Genomic DNA, 17,907 nt, shown 5'->3' with positions numbered 1-17,907 from the left:
GACCCCCGTCCTCCGTCACAGACGGCCAGCTTAGTGTGATTTGCGGCTTTCACCCCATCCAAACCCCACACCGAAATAGTTCGCCCACGCCCCCGCCCGGGTGAGATCCTTGACTCTGTATGTCCACTTCCGCCACCCCCAGCCTCGCCGACCTCGGCGCCCGCCTGTCCGCTCTCACGCTCCGCGACGAGCAGCGGCTCGGCCGCCGCCTCGACGGCGCCCGCCGCGTCCGCAAGCCGGAGGCGCGGGCCGCCGTGCTCGCCGAGATCGCCGCCGCGGTCGACGCCGCGGAGCTGACCGCCGAGCGCCGCCGTGCCGCGGTGCCCCCCGTGTCGTATCCGCAGGAGCTGCCGGTCAGCCAGAAGAAGGACGACATCCTCGCGGCCATACGCGACCACCAGGTCGTGATCGTCGCGGGCGAGACCGGGTCCGGCAAGACGACCCAGATCCCCAAGATCTGCCTGGAGCTGGGCCGCGGCGTCCGCGGCCTCATCGGCCATACGCAGCCCCGCCGCATCGCCGCCCGCACGGTGGCCGAGCGCGTCGCCGAGGAGCTGCGCACCCCGCTCGGCGACGCCGTCGGGTGGAAGGTCCGCTTCACCGACCAGGTCGGCGGCGACACGCTCGTCAAGCTCATGACCGACGGCATCCTGCTCGCCGAGATCCAGACGGACCGCGAGCTGCGCCAGTACGACACGATCATCATCGACGAGGCGCACGAGCGGAGCCTGAACATCGACTTCCTGCTGGGCTACCTCGCCCGGCTCCTCCCCCGCCGCCCCGACCTCAAGGTCGTCATCACCTCCGCGACCATCGACCCGGAGCGCTTCTCCCGGCACTTCGGCGACGCCCCGATCGTCGAGGTCAGCGGCCGTACGTACCCGGTCGAGGTGCGCTACCGCCCGCTCCTCGACGAGGGTGCGGAAGACAGCGACCGGGACCAGATCAGCGCCATCTGCGACGCCGTCGACGAACTCCAGGCCGAGGGCGACGGCTCCGGCGACATCCTCGTCTTCCTCTCCGGCGAGCGCGAGATCCGCGACACCGCGGACGCGCTCGCGAAGCAGAAGCTCCGCAACACCGAGGTCCTCCCCCTCTACGCCCGCCTCTCGCACGCCGAGCAGCACCGCGTCTTCCAGAGACACGGCGGCAGACGCGTCGTGCTGGCCACGAACGTCGCCGAGACCTCGCTCACCGTCCCCGGCATCCGGTACGTGATCGACACCGGCTTCGCCCGCATCTCCCGCTACAGCCACCGCACCAAGGTCCAGCGCCTGCCCATCGAGCCCATCTCGCAGGCCAGCGCCAACCAGCGCAAGGGCCGCTGCGGCCGGCTCGCCGACGGCATCTGCATCCGGCTCTACGCGGAGGAGGACTTCCTCGCCCGCCCCGAGTTCACCGACGCCGAGATCCTCCGTACGAACCTGGCGTCCGTCATCCTCCAGATGACCGCGGCCGGCCTCGGGGACATCGAGAAGTTCCCCTTCATCGACCCGCCGGACAGCCGCAACATCAAGGCGGGCATCCAGCTCCTGGAAGAGCTGCACGCGCTCGACACCCAGGAGAAGGCCCCCGGAGGGAGCAAGGGGCAGCGGCTCACCCAGACCGGCCGCAAGCTCGCCCAGTTGCCCGTCGACCCGCGGCTCGCCCGCATGGTGCTGGAGGCCGAGCGCAACGGGTGCGTACGCGAGGTCATGGTCATCGCCTCCGCGCTCTCCATCCAGGACCCGCGCGAGCGCCCCGCGGACAAGCAGCAGCAGGCCGACCAGCACCACGCCCGCTTCCGCGACGAGTCCAGCGACTTCGTGACGTTCCTCAACCTGTGGACGTACGTGCGCGAGCAGCAGAAGGCGCTGTCCTCGTCCGCGTTCCGGCGCATGTGCAAGCGCGAGTTCCTCAACTACCTGCGTATACGCGAGTGGCAGGACATCTACTCCCAACTGCGCACGATCGCCCGCGGCATGGGCATCCACCCCGCCGACCAGGACGCCGCGCCCGACCTGGTCCACCAGTCGCTGCTGGCGGGGCTCCTCAGCCACGTCGGGCTGAAGGACACGGACGCGAAGAACGAGTACCTGGGCGCGCGCGGCGCCAAGTTCGCCGTCTTCCCCGGCTCCGCGCTCTTCAAGAAGCCGCCGCGCTGGGTCATGTCGGCCGAGTTGGTCGAGACCTCCCGGCTGTGGGCGCGGGTCAACGCGAAGGTCGAGCCCGACTGGATCGAGCCGCTGGCGCAGCACCTGGTCAAGCGGACGTACAGCGAGCCGCACTGGGAGAAGGACCAGGCCGCGGTGATGGCGTACGAGCGCGTCACCCTGTACGGCGTGCCGCTGGTGGCCCGCCGCTCGGTCAACTACGGCCGTATCGACCCCGAGACCTGCCGCGACCTCTTCATCCGGCACGCACTGGTCGAGGGCGACTGGCGGACGCACCACAAGTTCTTCGCCGCCAACCGCCGCCTGCTCACCGAGGTCGAGGAGCTGGAGCACCGGGCCCGCCGCCGCGACATCCTCGTGGACGACGAGACGCTCTTCGACTTCTACGACCGGCGCGTCCCCGCGGACGTCGTGTCGGGGGCGCACTTCGACTCCTGGTGGAAGAAGAAGCAGCGCGAAGAGCCGGAACTGCTCAACTTCGAGAAGTCGATGCTCATCAACGAGCAGGCGGAGGACGTCACCAAGGACGACTACCCCGACTCCTGGCGGCAGGGCAAGCTGAAGCTGCGGGTGACGTACCAGTTCGAGCCGGGCACGGACGCGGACGGCGTCACCGTGCACGTACCGCTGCAGATCCTCAACCAGGTGGCCCCGGAGGGCTTCGACTGGCAGATCCCGGGGCTGCGCGAGGACGTGGTCACCGAGCTGATCCGCTCGCTCCCGAAGCCGATCCGGCGCAACTACGTGCCGGCGCCGAACTACGCCAAGGCGTTCCTGGAGCGGGCCGTGCCCGTCCAGGAGCCGCTGACGACGGCGCTGGCGCGGGAGCTGCAGCGGATGGTGGGAGTGCCGGTCGCGGCGGAGGACTTCGACTGGGGCAAGGTGCCGGACCATCTGAAGGTCACGTTCCGCGTGACCGACGAACGGCGGCGGCAACTCGCGGAGTCGAAGGACCTGGAGGAGCTGCGGCTGAAGCTGAAGCCCAAGACGCAAGCGGCGATCACCCGGGCCTTCGACGAGGCGGCGGGGGGCGGGAAGGGCGCGCGCGGCGCGGAGGCGGAGAGCGGCGCCGGCGCCCCCGCGCCGGTCCGGCGCACCGGCCTCACCTCCTGGACCGTCGGCGCCCTCCCCCGCACCTTCGAGACCCGCCGCCAGGGCCACACCGTCAAGGCGTACCCGGCGCTGGTGGACGAGGGCGAGACGGTCGCGGTGCGGCTGTACGACACGGAGGCGGAGCAGGCCGCCGCCATGTGGACCGGCACCCGCCGGCTGATCCTGCTCCAACTCCCCTCCAATCCCGCGAAGTTCGCCAACAGCACGCTCTCCAACCAGGCGAAGCTCGCCCTCTCCCGCACCCCGCACGGCGGCGTACAGGCCCTCTTCGAGGACTGCGTGACGGCCTCCGCGGACCGGCTCATCGCGGCCCACGGCGGGCCCGCGTGGGACGAGGAGGGCTTCCGCAAGCTCTTCGACTCCGTACGGGCCGACATCGTCGACGCGACGATGCGGACCATCCGGCAGGTGCAGGAGGTGCTGGCGGCCTGGCACGCCTGCGAGGGGCGGCTACGGGCCGTCAAGAGCCCCGTGCTGGCCGAGTCCGCGGCGGACGTGCGCGAGCAGTTGGCGTGGCTGGTCAAGCCGGGCTTCGTCACCGAGCACGGCGCGGGCCGGCTGCCGGACCTGCTGCGCTACCTCGTCGCGGCGGACCGCCGGCTGCAGCAGCTCCCGACGCACGCGGAGCGGGACCGGGCGCGGATGGCGAAGGTCAAGGAGATGCAGGACGAGTACGCGTGGCTCCTGGAGCAGCAGCCACGGGGGCGGCCGGTGCCGAAGGCGGTGCGGGACGTGCGGTGGATGATCGAGGAGCTGCGGGTCAGCTACTTCGCGCACGCGCTGGGGACGGCGTATCCGATCTCCGACAAGCGGATCGTGAAGGCGGTCGACGCGCTGGTGCCGCCGACGAGGTGAGCCCCCCGGGAACCGGTTCGACCGGCGGCCTGAGCTGCTGTAGAGTCAGGCACGCGCGTTCGCGCAAGCAAGGTCCTGTGGAGCAGTTTGGAGTGCTCGCCACCCTGTCAAGGTGGAGGCCGCGGGTTCAAATCCCGTCAGGACCGCACAGCAACTAGTCAGAACTCAGCAGCCTCCGTCGTCACGGCGGGGGCTTTCCGTTTCTCCCGTGGCGCGTTCACCCTGGTACGCGGTCTAGACCGGCTGCCCGTTTTCTTGACGGGCGTACGGCCACCGGGTAGTCAACGGCTATGACGACGACGGTGCGGCACGAGACCAAGGCCCTGCTGCGCGCCCATCTCTCCGCCGCCTCGTCCTACGGGCACCTCACCCCCCACTGCGCCGTCTGCAGCCGTCTGCTGCGGCTGGCGATGGAGTCCGGGCAGCCGCCGGAGATCGCGGACGCGAACGACGCCGCGAGGGCGAACGGCGCCGCGGAGACGGCCGCGCGGGACGGGGCAACGTTCCCGGCGTAGGGCAGGAGTTGACGGGGGGTCACTATCGCAGCGGCGACCAAGGCCGCAAGCCGCCACGACTGTGACGGGGATCACTCATTCGGTTTCGAAACATGCGGATTTACGCCCCGCTTAGGTCAGGTCAATTTTGTATATGCCATTGCACCCATGCCCGGACGGGCACCGACACTTCCGGACGTCGCGTACGCGAACGGCCCCCGGCGGCCGCCCGGGGAGGGCGGCCACTGGGGGCCGGTCGGCAAATCGCGCTGGACCCGGCGGAGTCCAGCGCGATCGATGACGCTGCGTCGCGTGTGGTGCGAAGGGCGTGAGCCGGGCTAGGGGGTCCCGGCCGGCCCCGGCGACGCGGGTGGGTCAGGCCTCGCTGCGCTGCTGCGGAATGCCCGCCAGCAGTGCACGGACCTCCGCCTCGCGGTAGCGGCGATGCCCGCCGAGCGTGCGGATAGACGTGAGCTTGCCGGCCTTCGCCCAGCGCGTGACCGTCTTCGGGTCAACGCGGAACATCGTGGCTACCTCGGCGGGGGTCAGCAGCGGCTCGGCGTCAGGGGTGCGAGCGGTCATGAGCGGCCTCCTCGGGAGAACCGAACCTTCTCGGTTCTTTCCTCTAAATTCTGCACCTTGACCCTCGTTGACCGATATGGCCAACGGGGGTCGAGTCGGTAATAGGACGAACGTCTTGTCCTCGGCACTACAACTACACCATCTGTCCAGCGGCGTCGGCCAAACCGATGGAATTGCCCTCTGAGGTGTTCAACCTCGACGGATCCCGCTGGACCGTGCCATAGCGGACAGTCACACCTTCGTGACGATCAGTCACAGCACCACCAGGGGCCACAAGGTCTCCCACGAGAGGATCAATGCTCGGCATTCCACCCTAAGTTGGACGGAACATACCCCATCTGGACTCCTTGCCCTATATCGTCACCCAGGCTACGCGGTGACGGCAAGACCCAGGTACGTGCTTTCCATCACGCTTGACCAAATAGCCTGGTTCGGGACCTTCGTCCGGGACCAAAGTCCCCAGGGGCAGGGACCGAACGGCCCCTTCCGTACCGAGGCATGGCGGGACACTAGTCCGGATTTGTTCGTCGCACTAGTGAGCGCCTGTCCGACCCCTTGCCAGAACCCCCGCCGGCGTCCCCGTCCGGCCGCCGCCCAGCGCCCCGCCCGGGCGCCCTAGCTGGCGAACTGCCGCTCGCGCACCACGCCCCAGCGGTCCGTCAGCCGCTGGTACGCCCGCCCGGCCCGCTCCTCGTCCCCGGCCGCCAGCGCCGCGATGCCCTCCGCGACCTCCGCCGCGGACCGGTCCTCCGCCAGGTGCTCCTTCGGCAGGACGTGCACGAGGCCGCCGTAGTCCAGCTCCACCAGCGACCGCGGATGGAACTCTTCCAGCCACTTTCCGACGTCCACCAGACCCTCGACCAGCGGCGCCTGCCCCACCGCGTCGCGCAGCGCCTTCAGCCCGCGCGCCACCCGGCGCCTGGCCTGCACCATGGGCGTGCGGTAGCGCAGCAGGGTGCGCTCGCCGGTCTCGTACTCCCGCTCCTCGTCGGAGAAGAGCACGAACCAGCGCATCGGCACCGTCCACACCGCGGACCTGATCCAGGGGCGGGCGTCCGGGTTCTCCACCCGCCAGCGCGCGTGATCGGCGAGCGCCTGTTCCCGTACGACCTCGGGGAGCGCCGCCTCGAGCACCGGCTTGGGCAGCTCCTCGACCAGCTCGTCCAGCGCCAGCCAGCTCCGCAGCCGGGTGCGCCAGGGGCACACGCACGTCACGCCGTCCACGTCGGCGACGAAGGCGTCGCCGCTCTCGTGCGCGGGGGCCGCCGTCGGCGGGGTGCCGGCCAGCCCGGCGAGCGCCCGCAGCAGCTCGTCCTGACTGGTGGGGGCGGCCTCGCGGGCGGCGTAGCGGTACCAGTGGGTGCGTTCGGGTTCCGGGAAGGCGGCCAGCGGCTCGTACACGCGCAGATACGTCGCGTACGGGATCACCAGTGACGACATCACGGCCACACCCTCTCCCCTCGCCCACGTACGTATCCGAGTCTCCCGCAGACTATGGTGCTGAGTCCTCCGGGGGGACGCCTCCTGGGGACCCGAGACCCCGCCGGGGGGTCCCGGAGGGCGGCGCCGCTCTACGCTTGAGCCACTACCTGCCCTCCCCACCCCTGGAGGGCAGCAGCCCGCGACCAAACCGGAGTCACCACCGTGACCGACGTTCTCTCCACACTCTTCCGCTCCGATCAGGGCGGACATGAACAGGTTGTCCTCTGCCAGGACCGCGAGACCGGCCTCAAGGCGGTCATCGCCCTGCACTCCACCGCCCTGGGCCCGGCCCTCGGCGGCACCCGCTTCCACGACTACGCCTCGTCGGACGACCCCGAGCAGGCCGCGGTCCTGGACGCGCTCAACCTCTCCCGCGGCATGTCCTACAAGAACGCGATGGCCGGCCTCGACCACGGCGGCGGCAAGGCCGTGATCATCGGCGACCCCGACCGGGCGAAGACCGAGGACCTGCTGCTGGCCTACGGCCGCTTCGTCGCCTCGCTCGGCGGGCGCTACGTCACGGCCTGCGACGTCGGCACGTACGTCGAGGACATGGACGTGGTCGCCCGTACGAACAGGTGGACCACCGGCCGCTCGCCCGAGAACGGCGGCTGCGGCGACTCCTCCGTCCTGACGGCGTTCGGCGTCTTCCAGGGCATGCGCGCGGTGGCCGAGCACCTGTGGGGCACGCCGTCGCTGCGCGGCCGGCGGGTCGGCATCGCCGGGGTCGGCAAGGTGGGGCACATCCTGGTGGACCACCTGGTGGCGGACGGCGCGGAGGTCGTGGTCACCGACGTACGGGAGGAGTCGGTGGCGCGGGTACGGGCCGCGCACCCCGGCGTGGCCGTGGTGGCGGACACGGACGCCCTGATCCGCGAGCCGCTGGACGTGTACGCGCCGTGTGCGCTGGGCGGGGCGCTCAGCGACGAGACGGTGCCCGTGCTCGCCGCGAAGGCCGTCTGCGGCGCCGCGAACAACCAGCTCGCGCACCCGGGCGTGGAGAAGGACCTGGCCGACCGCGGGATCCTCTACGCCCCGGACTACGTGGTCAACGCGGGCGGCGTGATCCAGGTCGCCGACGAGCTGCACGGCTTCGACATGGACCGGGCGCGGGCGAAGGCCGCGCGGATCTTCGACACGACGGTGGAGATATTCCACCGGGCGGCGTCCGACGGCGTACCCCCGGCGGTGGCGGCGGACCGGATCGCGGAGCAGCGCATGGCGGAGGCCAGGCGCCGCGGCTGAGCGCCGTACGCCCCCGGGCGCCCTTCGGCCCGCCCCGCGCACGGCGGGGCGGGCGAGGGGATGTGCACATTCGCCAAGGCAAAGCAGCGACGTCACGTAACGCATCTCACCACCGCGCGGCGGGTCGCTCCTCGTCAGACGATAGAATCGGGTCTTGACCAGCGGGGACGCGGGCTCCACCGGGATCGGCGGCGGGGCCCGTGCTGCCAGCGACGTACCGTCACGGTGCAGAAACAGGTACCGTTGAACCCCGATGGACGGTCTCTCTTAACGGAGAGTCCGCTTCCGATCATGAACGCGTGTCAGACTCTGGGGCCACCGAGCCCCGTCGTTTGAGGGGGTCGACCCATGGGGCGCGGCCGGGCCAAGGCCAAGCAGACGAAGGTCGCCCGCCAGCTGAAGTACAGCAGCGGTGGGACTGACCTCTCACGCCTTGCCGAAGAGCTGGGCGCATCGACGACGAAGCCGCCGTCGAACGGTCAACAGCAACAGCAGCAGCAAGTCGAGGAAGAGTCTCCCGACGACGACCTGTACGCACGCTACGCGGAGCTGTACGAGGACGAGGACGAGGACGACGACGACGGCGAGGACTCGGCCGGCTCGTCGGAGCAGCGTCGCGGGGCCTGAACGGCAGACAGCAAATCGGAGCTCGGCTCGGGGGAACCCCCGGACGGGCCCTTTTTGCTGCCGTGAATCGGGCGCAGCCGTCCGCGCACTCAGGGCGTACGGGCCCGTAGGCACACTCCGCGCACGCGACGCGGGCGCCGTACGCCCGGTACGCGTCGTACGCGCCGCCGGCGGCCGTCTCAGCGGGCATAGTCCCCCGTAAGCTCGACACCACCCGCCCCCGTCTCCTCCTGCCCGCGCACCTCGCCGGCGACCCAGGCGTCGACCCCGCGGTCGGCGAGCAGCGCGAGCGTCACGTCCACCGACGTCTGCGGCACGACGGCGACCATGCCGACGCCCATGTTCAGCGTCCGCTCCAGCTCCGCCCGCTCGACCCGGCCCGCCTCCCCGACCACGTCGAAGACGGCGCCCGGCGCCCAGGTCCCGCGGTCGATGACGACCCGCAGTCCTTCGGGCACCACCCGGGCCAGGTTGCTGGCGAGCCCGCCGCCCGTGACGTGGGAGAAGGCGTGCACCTCGGTGGCGCGCAGCAGCGCGAGGCAGTCCAGCGAGTAGATCTTCGTCGGCTCCAGCAGTTCCTCGCCGAGCGTGCGGCCGAACTCCGGCACCGCCCGGTCCAGCGCCCAGCCCGCGCGGTCCAGCAGGACGTGGCGCACCAGCGAGTACCCGTTGGAGTGAAGGCCCGAGGAGGCCATCGCGACGACCGCGTCGCCCGTACGGATGCGATCGGCGCCCAAGACCGCGTCCGCCTCGACGACGCCGGTGCCGGCGCCCGCCACGTCGTACTCGTCGGGGCCCAGCAGCCCGGGGTGCTCCGCCGTCTCACCGCCGACCAGCGCGCAGCCGGCCAGCACGCAGCCCTCGGCGATGCCCTTGACGATCGCCGCGACCCGCTCCGGCACGACCTTGCCGACGCAGATGTAGTCCGTCATGAAGAGCGGCTCGGCGCCGGTGACCACCAGGTCGTCGACGACCATGGCGACCAGGTCGTGCCCGATCGTGTCGTGCACGTCCATGCGCTGCGCGACCGCGACCTTCGTGCCCACGCCGTCCGTCGCGGAGGCGAGCAGGGGGCGCTCGTAGCGCTTGAGCGCGGAGGCGTCGAAGAGGCCGGCGAAGCCGCCGAGCGCGCCGACCGACTCCGGCCGCCGGGTCTTCTTCACCCACTCCTTCATCAGCTCGACGGCGCGGTCACCGGCCTCGATGTCGACGCCCGCCGCCGCGTAGGAGCCGGCGGCGGGGGCGGGGGGCTGGCTGGCACCAGACATGGCGTTGGGGTCCTCCGGGTCGTTCACCTGGGATCGGATGGGGCCTGGGCGCCGGCGCTACGGACGGCGCAGGGCGTCGGCGGCGTCGCGCCCGCCGGCGACCTCGGTCTCCAGCAGGTGCTTGCCCAGCAGCTCCGGGTCGGGCAGGTCCATCGGGTACTCGCCGTCGAAGCAGGCGCGGCAGAGGTCGTTCTTGGGGATGCCGGTGGCCTCGATCATGCGGTCGGTGGAGATGTACGCGAGCGAGTCCGCGCCCAGCGACTGGCAGATCTCCTCCACCGACATGCCGTTGGCGATCAGCTCGGCGCGGGTGGCGAAGTCGATGCCGAAGAAGCACGGCCACTTGATGGGCGGCGACGAGATGCGCACGTGCACCTCGGCGGCGCCCGCCTCGCGGAGCATCCGCACCAGCGCGCGCTGCGTGTTGCCGCGGACGATGGAGTCGTCCACGACGACGAGGCGCTTGCCGCCGATGACCTCCTTGAGCGGGTTCAGCTTCAGCCGGATGCCGAGCTGCCGGATGGTCTGGGAGGGCTGGATGAAGGTCCGGCCCACGTAGCTGTTCTTGACCAGCCCGGCCCCGTACGGGATGCCGCTGGCCTCCGCGTATCCGATGGCGGCGGGGGTGCCGGACTCGGGCGTCGGTATCACCAGATCGGCGTCGGCGGGGGCCTCCGCGGCGAGCTGGCGGCCCATCTCGACGCGGGAGAGGTAGACGTTCCGGCCGGCGATCTCGGTGTCGGGCCGGGCGAGGTACACGTACTCGAAGACACACCCCTTGGGCTTTGCCTCGGCAAAGCGGCTGGCGCGCAGCCCGTTCTCGTCGATCGCGATGAGCTCGCCCGGCTCCACCTCGCGGATGAAGCTGGCCCCGACGATGTCGAGCCCGGCGCTCTCCGACGCCACCACCCAGCCGCGGTCGAGGCGCCCCAGCACGAGCGGCCTGATGCCCTGGGGGTCGCGGGCGGCGTAGAGCGTCTGCTCGTCCATGAAGACGAGGCTGAACGCGCCCTTGGCCCGCCGCAGCACCAGCGGCGCGGCCTCCTCCACGGTGAGCGGCTTGCCGTCGTCGTCGACCTGCCCGGCGAGGAGCGCGGTCACGAGGTCGGTGTCGTTGGTCGCCGCCGCCCTGCCGCTGCGCGAACCGCCGTCCGGGGGCAGCGCGGCGACCATCTCGGACAGCTCGGCGGTGTTGACGAGGTTGCCGTTGTGGCCGAGCGCGAGCGAGCCGTGGGGGGTGGCCCGGAAGGTGGGCTGCGCGTTCTCCCACACGGAGGCACCCGTGGTCGAGTAGCGCGCGTGACCCACGGCGATGTGGCCCTGGAGGGAGCCGAGGGATGTCTCGTCGAAGACCTGCGAGACCAGGCCCATGTCCTTGAAGACGAGGATCTGTGAACCGTTGCTCACCGCGATACCCGCGGACTCCTGTCCCCGGTGCTGGAGTGCGTACAGTCCGAAGTAGGTGAGCTTGGCGACCTCCTCACCCGGGGCCCAGACGCCGAAGACGCCGCAGGCGTCCTGGGGGCCCTTCTCGCCGGGAAGCAGGTCGTGGCTGAGTCGTCCGTCACCACGTGGCACGCATTCGAGTCTAAGGCAGGTTGCCCCGACACCCGCACGGCCCGAGCGTGGCCCGGATCACGTCCCGGCCTCCGGCGGGGCGGCGGGGCCGCGGCGCCGGCGGCGAGCCCGCGCCGCGCGAGCCGGCCGGCCGGCTGTCAGGCCACGTCGGACGGCAGGACCGGCTCGGTGAGGAGCCGGCGTACGCGGAGTCGCCGGTCGGGGTGGTCGAGCCACGATCGCAGCAGCCGCCAGCCGTGGAAGTAGCCGAGCACGTACGTGCCCATGGCCGGTGTGCGCAGCGAGCCGAGCGCCCAGGCGGTCTCGGCTTCGGAGAGCAGGGCCCAGCGGGTCAGGTAGGCCGCCAGCTCGTCGTCGGGCCGCCCGCGGGCGGCGAGGTGGGCGGCGTTGCCCCAGGCTCCCCACAGGACGTTGCGGGCGTCGTGGATGGCGGCGAAGTCGCTGCCGTCCGACGGGATCCCGAGCGGGGCGAGCACCCGGTCCGTCAGCCATCGCTGTGCTTCGTCGCCCGGGAAGGCGAGTTGCTGGGCATGGAGCCCGAGGCCCTCGCTGACCACGAACGGCGGCGAGATCATGAAGCGGATCGCGTGCTCCGGCCGGTCGGCGAGGTGGGTGGCCTTCAGCAGCGATTCGGCGATGTGCCCGGGGAACCCCTCGTGGGCCACGACGTAGAGCAGGTCGGCTCCGTTGAAGGGCAGGCTGTCGCTGAGGTATATCGTTCCGCGGTTGCCGCCCGCGTAGTGCCCTCGGTGCGGGCCGGGGTCCAGCCGGACGCCGACGTCGATCCCGTCGGGCAGGTCGACGAGCGTGCGGGTACGGGCCAGGGTCTCGGCGACGGCGCTGCGGGCCAGCTCCGGGACCCGGTCCGCGGGGACGGTGTGGGCCCGCTGCCAGGCAGACAGCCGCTCGGCCAGGGGGCCGGGACCCGGGGGCAGCGCCGCGGCGAGCTGGGCGTGGGCGGCCTCGAACCGGTCCTCGGGCTGCCAGTCGACCGCCACCCCCAGACACTGGCGGGCGTGCTCGGGGAAGGGGACGCCGGCGCCGTCCAGATGCAGGGCCATGGCACGCATGGCGGTCAGTTGCGCGGCCAGGAAGGCGGCCCGGTGGCCGTCGGCCGGGATGTCGCGGAGGAGGGCGTCGCACTCCTCGGCCAGGTGCGCGGGCGGCACGGGCTCTTCTGCGGCGACCGCCTCCCGCCAGGCGTCAGGACCGCCGTAGATGAGCGCGGTGCCACCGCCCGACGCGGCCAGCCGCCGGTCGATGCGCAGGGCGAGTTCGGCGTAGGAGCGCAGCCAGTCGTCCCAGACCTGAGTCGTCATGACTCAAGTCTGGCACCCGCCGGGGAAGGCGTGGTCAGGGGGCTTCGCCGACCAGGGCCGTCTCGGCGCGGAGCGCCCGCAGGGTGTCGAGTTCGCGGTCGATGTCCCGTCGCTTGGCCTCCAGCCGCTCGACTTCCCGGGCGAGCAACCGCTCCATCACGCCCGTACGCTCCTCGGGCGGGGCCTCCAGGCACGGCAGCACCTCGTGGATCGTGGCGCTGGACAGGCCGGCGGCGAACAGGTGCTGGATCATGACCACCCGCTCGACCATGGAGCCGTCGAAGTCCCGCCACCCGCCGGGGGTACGCCGGGAGCGGATGAGGCCCTGCTCCTCGTAATACCGCAGGGAACGGGTGCTGACGCCGCTCGCGGCGGCCAGCTCGCCGATGCGCATGAGTCCTCCCCTGGCCGTTCGCCGGGCTTCCATTCTTGCACTTGACACCGGTGTGAAGTCCGACGATCGGGTGCCGGCTCCGTCACCCGCCGCCAGGAAGGACAACCGCCATGCACTGGCTCCATCTCGGCCTCGCCGTCGTCTTCGAAATCGCCGTCGCGCTGTCAGCGGGCAAGGCCCGGGGCTTCACCCGGCCCGCCTGGACCGCCGCCACGCTCCTCAGCGGCGGCGTCGCCACCTACCTCCTCAGCCGGGCGCTGCTCACCTTCGACGTCGGCGCCGGCTACGCGATCTGGACCTCCGTCGCCGGCGTCGGGATCGTCGTCCTCGGCGTCCTGCTCTTCGGCCAGCGCCTCGGCTGGCGCAAGCTCCTCGGCATCGCCGCCGTCATCGCCGGAGTCGTCGGCCTCCAGCTCAGCGGTGCGGCATGAGCGCCCGCGCGCGAGCGTGGCTCGTACTCCTGCTCGCCGGCGTCTTCGAGGTCGGCTACGCCCTGTCCGTGGGCGGCAGCGAGGGCTTCACGGTGCTCTCGTGGTCGCTCGTCGCCGTGGTCTTCTTCCTGCTGACGCTCTACGCCCTGAGCGTCGCCCTGCGCACCGTCGACGTCGGCATCGGCTACGCGGTGTGGGCGGGGATCGGAGCCGTGGGGGCCGCCCTGCTCAGTCCGGTCTTCTTCGACGAGTCCCTCACCCCCGCCAAGGCCCTCTGGCTCACGGTGATCATCGCGGGGGTCGTCTGGCTCAAGCTGGCGGACGGCCCCGGGAAGACCGAACGCCCCGGGGAGTCCCGGCAACCGGCGACGAACCAGCGGCCCGAGACGACCGCGCTGCCCGAGCGGCCCGCCCCCGCGTGACGGCCGCGGTGCGCTCGGCGGCCGGCCGGCCTCACTCCGGCCGGCCGCCGAAGTGCCAGTCGTGCACCTCGACCGCGGCGTACGCGTCCGCCGTGAGGACCGCCCGCGCCGCGGCCGCGTCCGGGGCCCGCAGCAGCGCGGCGGTGCCCAGCCACCTGTCGCCGTCGTCCGACAGCAGCGGCCCGTACGCGATCAACTCGTCCCGCTCCCGCGGCAGGTCCAGGTCGGCCGCCTCACCGGCGCCGAGTCCGAGCACGAGGTAGCGGTCGCCGCCCGTGCGCCCGCCGGGGAAGTCCCACATCGTGCGGCCCAGGGCGTTGCGCCAGCGGCGCAGCATCACGTCGCGGTACGCGCCCGCCTGCCAGCCGGGCTCGCCGAAGGCGAACGCGCGGGCGGCGGCCGGATCCGGCAGGTCGAGGATGTGCACGCTGCCGGTCGGCACCTCACCGTCGCCGGCCGTGGTCGGGCCGCGCGCGATCATCTCCGCCGCGTACCGGTCCATGTAGGACCAGTGCTCCTCGAGCAGTTCATACCGCAGCTCCAGCGAGCCGGGCCGGTCCCGGTGGTAGCAGAAGAAGTCCATGGGTTCAGTCTGACCACCGGCGACGGCCGTCAGGGCGGCGGGCCCAGGGTCCCGACCGCCGCGTCGATCGCCGTGGTCAGGTTTGCGGCGTCGTGGCCCGCCCGTTCACGTACCCGCAGCCCCAGGACCGTGGTGAACAGCAGCTCCGCCGTCGCGTCCACGTCGAAGTCCGGCGGCAGTTCGTCCCTGGCCCGGCCGCGGCGCAGCAGTGCGCGCAGCACCTGCCGGGTGACCTCGAAGGCGGCCTCGGTACGGTCGCTGACCTGGTCGTCCGTCGTGCCCAGCTCGGTCGCGGTGTTGACCACGAAGCAGCCGCGGGCCGGTTGGCCGTCGGGCGGGCAGGTGACCAGCCACCGCAGCCAGTCCCTCAGCACCTCGCGGACCGGCCGGTCATCGTCGTCCATCAGCCGCTCGGCCTGGGCGGAGTCCGTGGCGCGGTAGTGGTCGAGCGCGCGCAGGAACAGCGTGTGCTTGTCGGTGAAGGTGCGGTACAGGCTGCTGGGGGTGAGCTTCAGCTCCTCGCCCAGATCGCGGACCGAGGTGGCGTGATAGCCGCGGCGCCAGAACAGCTCCGTCGCCCTGACCACCGCGTCCTGCTCGTCGAACTGCCGCGGGCGTGCCATACCCCAAGCCTACCCGACTTGTGGAGCGATCGTTCCCATATTAGGGTCCCCGACGTATGGGAACGATCGCTCCCATACGTCGAGAGGAGACTTCCGTGACCACCGCCGAGCAGTGCGCCGACCCCGCTCCCGTCCCGCAGAAAGACCACTGGCTCGCGGTCACCGCCGTGGCCTTCGGCACGTTCCTGCTGGTGACCGCCGAGCAGTTGCCGATCGGCCTGCTGACCTCCGTACGGTCCGCGCTCTCGGTCTCCGAAGGGACCGCCGGGCTGATGGTCACCGTGCCCAGCCTCGTCGCCGCGGTCTCCGCACCACTGGTGCCCGTGCTCGTCAGGGGGCTCGACCGGCGCGTCCTGCTCCTGGCGCTGATGGCGCTGATGACCCTAGCCAACGTGGCCACCGCAGCGGCACCGGACTTCGCCGTCCTGGTGGCCTCCCGGGTGCTCGTCGGGGTGGCCATCGGCGGCTTCTGGGCCGTCGCCAGCGGTCTTGCCGTACGCCTCGTGGCCACCGGCAACGTGCCGCGCGCGACCGCCGTCATCTTCGGCGGCGTCGGTGCCGCGAACGTCTTCGGCGTCCCCCTCGGCACCCTCCTCGGCGAACTCACCGGCTGGCGCGTCGCCTTCGCCTCCATGAGCGCCCTGGCGCTCGTCGTGCTCGCCGCCCTGCTCGCCGTGCTGCCACCGCTGGCCGCCTCGCAGGCCGTCCGGCCGCGGCTGCTGGCCGCCCAACTGCGCAACCCGGGCGTGCGCGCCGGCATCGCCGCCACGGCCCTCGTCGTCTTCGGGCACTTCTCCGCGTACACCTACGTGAGCCCGGCCCTGCAACAGCTCTCCGGCATCGACGAGCGCTACGTCGCCCCGTTGCTGTTCGGCTTCGGCGCGGCGGGCCTGATCGGCAACTTCGTGGCCGGCGCCGCCCTCTCGCGCCACGTGCACCGCAGCGTGCTCGTCATCACCCTCTCCCTCGCTGCCGCGATGCCCCTCTTCCTGCTCCTCGGCCGAATGGCGGCCGGCGGTGCCGTCCTGCTGATCGTCTGGGGTCTCGCCTACGGGGGCGTGTCGGTCGGCCTGCAGACGTGGATGATCAAGGCCGCCCCGCAGGCGGTGGAGGCGGCCTCGGCGCTGTGGGTGGCGGTGTTCAACCTGTCCATCGGCCTCGGCGCGCTGGCCGGCGGCGTCATGGTCGATGCGCTGTCCCTCCGGGGCGTGCTGTGGCTCGGCGGCGCCTGCGCCCTGGCGGCGGGGCTGGCCGTCTGGAGTGACCGCGCCAACGCCGGGCTGCGCTGACGTCCCGGCCCCAAGCGGTCCACGTGGCTCAGGCGAGCACGGGGAGCACCCCGCTCAGGTCCGCCCGTTCGCCGCTCGCCGTGACCGCGCCCCCTTCCAGCGCCGCCGCCCACTCCGTGCGCCCCGTCGCCAGCCGGATCCACGTCAGGGGGTCCGTCTCCACCACGTTCGGCGGCGTGCCCCGGGTGTGGCGGGGGCCCTCGATGCACTGGATCGCCGCGTACGGCGGGATGCGGACCTCCACCGCCGCGCCCGGGGACTTCGCCGCCAGGGCGTCCGCCAGGACGCGGACCGCGGCGGCGACCGCGCCCCGGTCCAGCGGGACGTCGGCGCCGGTGGCGCGGGTCAGGTCGTCGCTGTGCACGACGAGCTCGACGAGGCGGGTGACCGTCACGTCGAGCGCGGTCATCGGGCCGAAGCGGTGCGGCAGCAGCCTGTCGCTCCGTACCGCCTCCGGCGCGGCCGCCGCCAGCCGCTCCGCCGCCGCGTCCAGCGCCGCGGCGAGGGCCGCCGGCCCGTCCCCGTACGCGGCGGAGATGTGCTCCGCGTCCCGTACGACGCCCGCCGCCAGGTCGTCCGCCGCGCCCGCCGTCGACACCGCCCACCGCGGCAGGTCGACCGCCGCCCGCACCGCCGCCGGCGGCGGCTCGGCGAGCAGCCGCGGCACCGTCTCGATCTCACCGGCGACGTGCGCCAGCAGCAGCCGTACGTCCCAGCCCGGCAGGCCCGACGGCAGCGCGAGCCGGCGCTCGTCCAGCGCGTGCGCCGCGGCGCTGAGCGCGCGCACCTGCGCCGTGAGCGCCGTCCACGTCTTGTCCGGGTCGTACGTACGTGCCCTGCGGGCGCCGCTGCGCTTGGCGGTCGTCATGACAGGAGCGTACGGCCGATGTGTGACAACCCGGTCGTGTGCCACCATGCGCGCATGCCTATCGCCGACCGCTACCTCGCAGAAGACGAGTCGCTGGTGTACGTGACCCGCCAGCACTGGACCACGCTGGTCAACGAGTTCCTCGCGCTCTGCGTCATCGCGGTGGCCGCCGGGGCGCTCGTCTGGTGGCTGCCGACGGACGAGGACTGGGGGACGTACACGAGCTTCGGGGTGCTGGCGGTGGCGGCGATCTTCGCCTGCTACTTCTGGCTCGTGCCGCTGCTGCAGTGGCGCAGCACGATGTACATCCTGACCACCAAGCGCCTCCACAAGCGCAGCGGCTTCCTCTCCAAGTCCGGCCGCAGCATCCCGCTGTCGCGCGTGAACGACGTGTCGTTCCGGGCCAACCTCTGGGAACGGATCATGCGCTACGGCACCCTCAACGTGCAGTCCGCGTCCGAACAGGGCGTGATGACGCTCCGGCACGTACCGGACCCGGAGGGGCTGAAGGCCGAGATCTACCGCGCCGTGGACGCCCTCGGGGGCGGGTCGGAGCCCGTGCGCTGACCCGCCCCCGCGGC

General features: G+C 72.1%; 17 protein-coding genes and 1 tRNA gene. 9 read left to right on the top strand and 9 right to left on the bottom strand.

Annotation, left to right across the window (positions count from 1 at the left end; translation table 11 throughout):
- The first annotated feature begins 119 nt into the window (after positions 1–119).
- From hrpA to DMB38_RS19365, 3 genes are all read left to right on the top strand, one after another.
- Positions 120–4,121, top strand: a complete 4,002-nt coding sequence (gene hrpA, locus DMB38_RS19375) for an ATP-dependent RNA helicase HrpA (protein WP_125936236.1) — start codon at positions 120–122, stop codon at positions 4,119–4,121.
- A gap of 71 nt (positions 4,122–4,192) precedes the next feature.
- Positions 4,193–4,267, top strand: a tRNA-Asp gene (locus DMB38_RS19370).
- Between the two features lie 144 nt (positions 4,268–4,411).
- Positions 4,412–4,636 carry a DUF6274 family protein gene (locus tag DMB38_RS19365; RefSeq protein WP_125936235.1) on the top strand — a complete coding sequence of 75 codons (225 nt, stop codon included), beginning with the start codon at positions 4,412–4,414 and terminating at the stop codon, positions 4,634–4,636.
- Between the two features lie 354 nt (positions 4,637–4,990).
- Here DMB38_RS19365 and bldC read toward each other — a convergent pair whose 3' ends face one another.
- Entirely contained in the window at positions 4,991–5,197 is a 207-nt protein-coding gene (bldC, locus tag DMB38_RS19360) for a developmental transcriptional regulator BldC (protein ID WP_003949541.1), read from the bottom strand.
- A 615-nt stretch (positions 5,198–5,812) separates the two neighbouring features.
- Positions 5,813–6,646 carry a hypothetical protein gene (locus tag DMB38_RS19355; protein ID WP_047017160.1) on the bottom strand — a complete coding sequence of 278 codons (834 nt, stop codon included), beginning with the start codon at positions 6,644–6,646 and terminating at the stop codon, positions 5,813–5,815.
- 195 nt (positions 6,647–6,841) lie between these two features.
- Here DMB38_RS19355 and DMB38_RS19350 point away from each other — a divergent pair, with 195 nt between their 5' ends.
- Together DMB38_RS19350 and DMB38_RS19345 are read left to right on the top strand one after the other, a co-directional pair.
- On the top strand, positions 6,842–7,924 hold the full coding sequence (locus tag DMB38_RS19350; protein WP_125936234.1) for a Glu/Leu/Phe/Val dehydrogenase dimerization domain-containing protein: 1,083 nt from the start codon (positions 6,842–6,844) through the stop codon (positions 7,922–7,924).
- Positions 7,925–8,272: 348 nt separating this feature from the next.
- Positions 8,273–8,551: a DUF3073 domain-containing protein gene (locus DMB38_RS19345; protein ID WP_125936233.1), complete on the top strand. Its 279-nt coding sequence runs from the start codon at positions 8,273–8,275 to the stop codon at positions 8,549–8,551.
- Between the two features lie 179 nt (positions 8,552–8,730).
- Here DMB38_RS19345 and purM read toward each other — a convergent pair whose 3' ends face one another.
- The 4 genes from purM to DMB38_RS19325 all read right to left on the bottom strand — a co-directional run bounded on the left by purM (position 8,731) and on the right by DMB38_RS19325 (position 13,110).
- On the bottom strand, positions 8,731–9,819 hold the full coding sequence (gene purM / locus DMB38_RS19340) for a phosphoribosylformylglycinamidine cyclo-ligase (protein ID WP_125936232.1): 1,089 nt from the start codon (positions 9,817–9,819) through the stop codon (positions 8,731–8,733).
- A gap of 57 nt (positions 9,820–9,876) precedes the next feature.
- On the bottom strand, positions 9,877–11,397 hold the full coding sequence (gene purF, locus DMB38_RS19335; protein WP_125936231.1) for an amidophosphoribosyltransferase: 1,521 nt from the start codon (positions 11,395–11,397) through the stop codon (positions 9,877–9,879).
- 137 nt (positions 11,398–11,534) lie between these two features.
- Entirely contained in the window at positions 11,535–12,716 is a 1,182-nt protein-coding gene (locus DMB38_RS19330) for a hypothetical protein (RefSeq protein ID WP_206337714.1), read from the bottom strand.
- 34 nt (positions 12,717–12,750) lie between these two features.
- Positions 12,751–13,110 carry a MerR family transcriptional regulator gene (locus DMB38_RS19325; protein ID WP_125936230.1) on the bottom strand — a complete coding sequence of 120 codons (360 nt, stop codon included), beginning with the start codon at positions 13,108–13,110 and terminating at the stop codon, positions 12,751–12,753.
- 110 nt (positions 13,111–13,220) lie between these two features.
- Here DMB38_RS19325 and DMB38_RS19320 point away from each other — a divergent pair, with 110 nt between their 5' ends.
- Together DMB38_RS19320 and DMB38_RS19315 are read left to right on the top strand one after the other, a co-directional pair.
- Positions 13,221–13,541 carry a multidrug efflux SMR transporter gene (locus DMB38_RS19320; protein ID WP_125936229.1) on the top strand — a complete coding sequence of 107 codons (321 nt, stop codon included), beginning with the start codon at positions 13,221–13,223 and terminating at the stop codon, positions 13,539–13,541.
- Positions 13,538–13,963, top strand: a complete 426-nt coding sequence (locus tag DMB38_RS19315) for a multidrug efflux SMR transporter (RefSeq protein WP_206337713.1) — start codon at positions 13,538–13,540, stop codon at positions 13,961–13,963. The genes DMB38_RS19320 and DMB38_RS19315 overlap by 4 nt, the downstream gene beginning before the upstream one ends.
- Before the next feature lie 31 nt (positions 13,964–13,994).
- Here DMB38_RS19315 and DMB38_RS19310 read toward each other — a convergent pair whose 3' ends face one another.
- Together DMB38_RS19310 and DMB38_RS19305 are read right to left on the bottom strand one after the other, a co-directional pair.
- Positions 13,995–14,546 (bottom strand): YciI family protein, encoded by a 552-nt coding sequence (locus DMB38_RS19310; RefSeq protein ID WP_125936228.1) that lies wholly within the window; start codon positions 14,544–14,546, stop codon positions 13,995–13,997.
- A gap of 29 nt (positions 14,547–14,575) precedes the next feature.
- Entirely contained in the window at positions 14,576–15,169 is a 594-nt protein-coding gene (locus DMB38_RS19305) for a TetR/AcrR family transcriptional regulator (protein ID WP_125936227.1), read from the bottom strand.
- Positions 15,170–15,264: 95 nt separating this feature from the next.
- Here DMB38_RS19305 and DMB38_RS19300 point away from each other — a divergent pair, with 95 nt between their 5' ends.
- Positions 15,265–16,458, top strand: coding sequence for an MFS transporter (locus DMB38_RS19300; protein ID WP_240662369.1), 1,194 nt, complete (start codon positions 15,265–15,267; stop codon positions 16,456–16,458).
- Positions 16,459–16,486: 28 nt separating this feature from the next.
- On the opposite strand, the gene DMB38_RS19295 is transcribed toward DMB38_RS19300, so the two are convergent.
- Complete coding sequence (locus tag DMB38_RS19295) at positions 16,487–17,326, bottom strand: sterol carrier family protein (RefSeq protein ID WP_125936225.1); 840 nt, start codon at positions 17,324–17,326, stop codon at positions 16,487–16,489.
- Between the two features lie 54 nt (positions 17,327–17,380).
- Between DMB38_RS19295 and DMB38_RS19290 the strand changes: the two genes are divergently transcribed.
- Entirely contained in the window at positions 17,381–17,893 is a 513-nt protein-coding gene (locus tag DMB38_RS19290) for a PH domain-containing protein (protein ID WP_047020192.1), read from the top strand.
- Positions 17,894–17,907 lie beyond the last annotated feature (14 nt).

Origin of the sequence: Streptomyces sp. WAC 06738 (assembly GCF_003945505.1) — a bacterium.
Lineage (GTDB): Bacteria > Actinomycetota > Actinomycetes > Streptomycetales > Streptomycetaceae > Streptomyces.
The sequence above is the reverse complement of the archived record's forward strand: the minus strand, read 5'-3'. Positions and strand labels throughout refer to the sequence as shown.

Bases quoted from the DNA above. Each gene is read 5' to 3' on its own strand.
- hrpA (WP_125936236.1), top strand. From the start codon at position 120: ATGTCCACTTCCGCCACCCCCAGCCTCGCCGACCTCGGCGCCCGCCTG.
- DMB38_RS19365 (WP_125936235.1), top strand. From the start codon at position 4,412: ATGACGACGACGGTGCGGCACGAGACCAAGGCCCTGCTGCGCGCCCAT.
- bldC (WP_003949541.1), bottom strand. From the start codon at position 5,197: ATGACCGCTCGCACCCCTGACGCCGAGCCGCTGCTGACCCCCGCCGAG.
- DMB38_RS19345 (WP_125936233.1), top strand. From the start codon at position 8,273: ATGGGGCGCGGCCGGGCCAAGGCCAAGCAGACGAAGGTCGCCCGCCAG.
- purM (WP_125936232.1), bottom strand. From the start codon at position 9,819: ATGTCTGGTGCCAGCCAGCCCCCCGCCCCCGCCGCCGGCTCCTACGCG.
- DMB38_RS19330 (WP_206337714.1), bottom strand. From the start codon at position 12,716: ATGACGACTCAGGTCTGGGACGACTGGCTGCGCTCCTACGCCGAACTC.
- DMB38_RS19325 (WP_125936230.1), bottom strand. From the start codon at position 13,110: ATGCGCATCGGCGAGCTGGCCGCCGCGAGCGGCGTCAGCACCCGTTCC.
- DMB38_RS19320 (WP_125936229.1), top strand. From the start codon at position 13,221: ATGCACTGGCTCCATCTCGGCCTCGCCGTCGTCTTCGAAATCGCCGTC.
- DMB38_RS19315 (WP_206337713.1), top strand. From the start codon at position 13,538: ATGAGCGCCCGCGCGCGAGCGTGGCTCGTACTCCTGCTCGCCGGCGTC.
- DMB38_RS19310 (WP_125936228.1), bottom strand. From the start codon at position 14,546: ATGGACTTCTTCTGCTACCACCGGGACCGGCCCGGCTCGCTGGAGCTG.
- DMB38_RS19305 (WP_125936227.1), bottom strand. From the start codon at position 15,169: ATGGCACGCCCGCGGCAGTTCGACGAGCAGGACGCGGTGGTCAGGGCG.
- DMB38_RS19295 (WP_125936225.1), bottom strand. From the start codon at position 17,326: ATGACGACCGCCAAGCGCAGCGGCGCCCGCAGGGCACGTACGTACGAC.
- DMB38_RS19290 (WP_047020192.1), top strand. From the start codon at position 17,381: ATGCCTATCGCCGACCGCTACCTCGCAGAAGACGAGTCGCTGGTGTAC.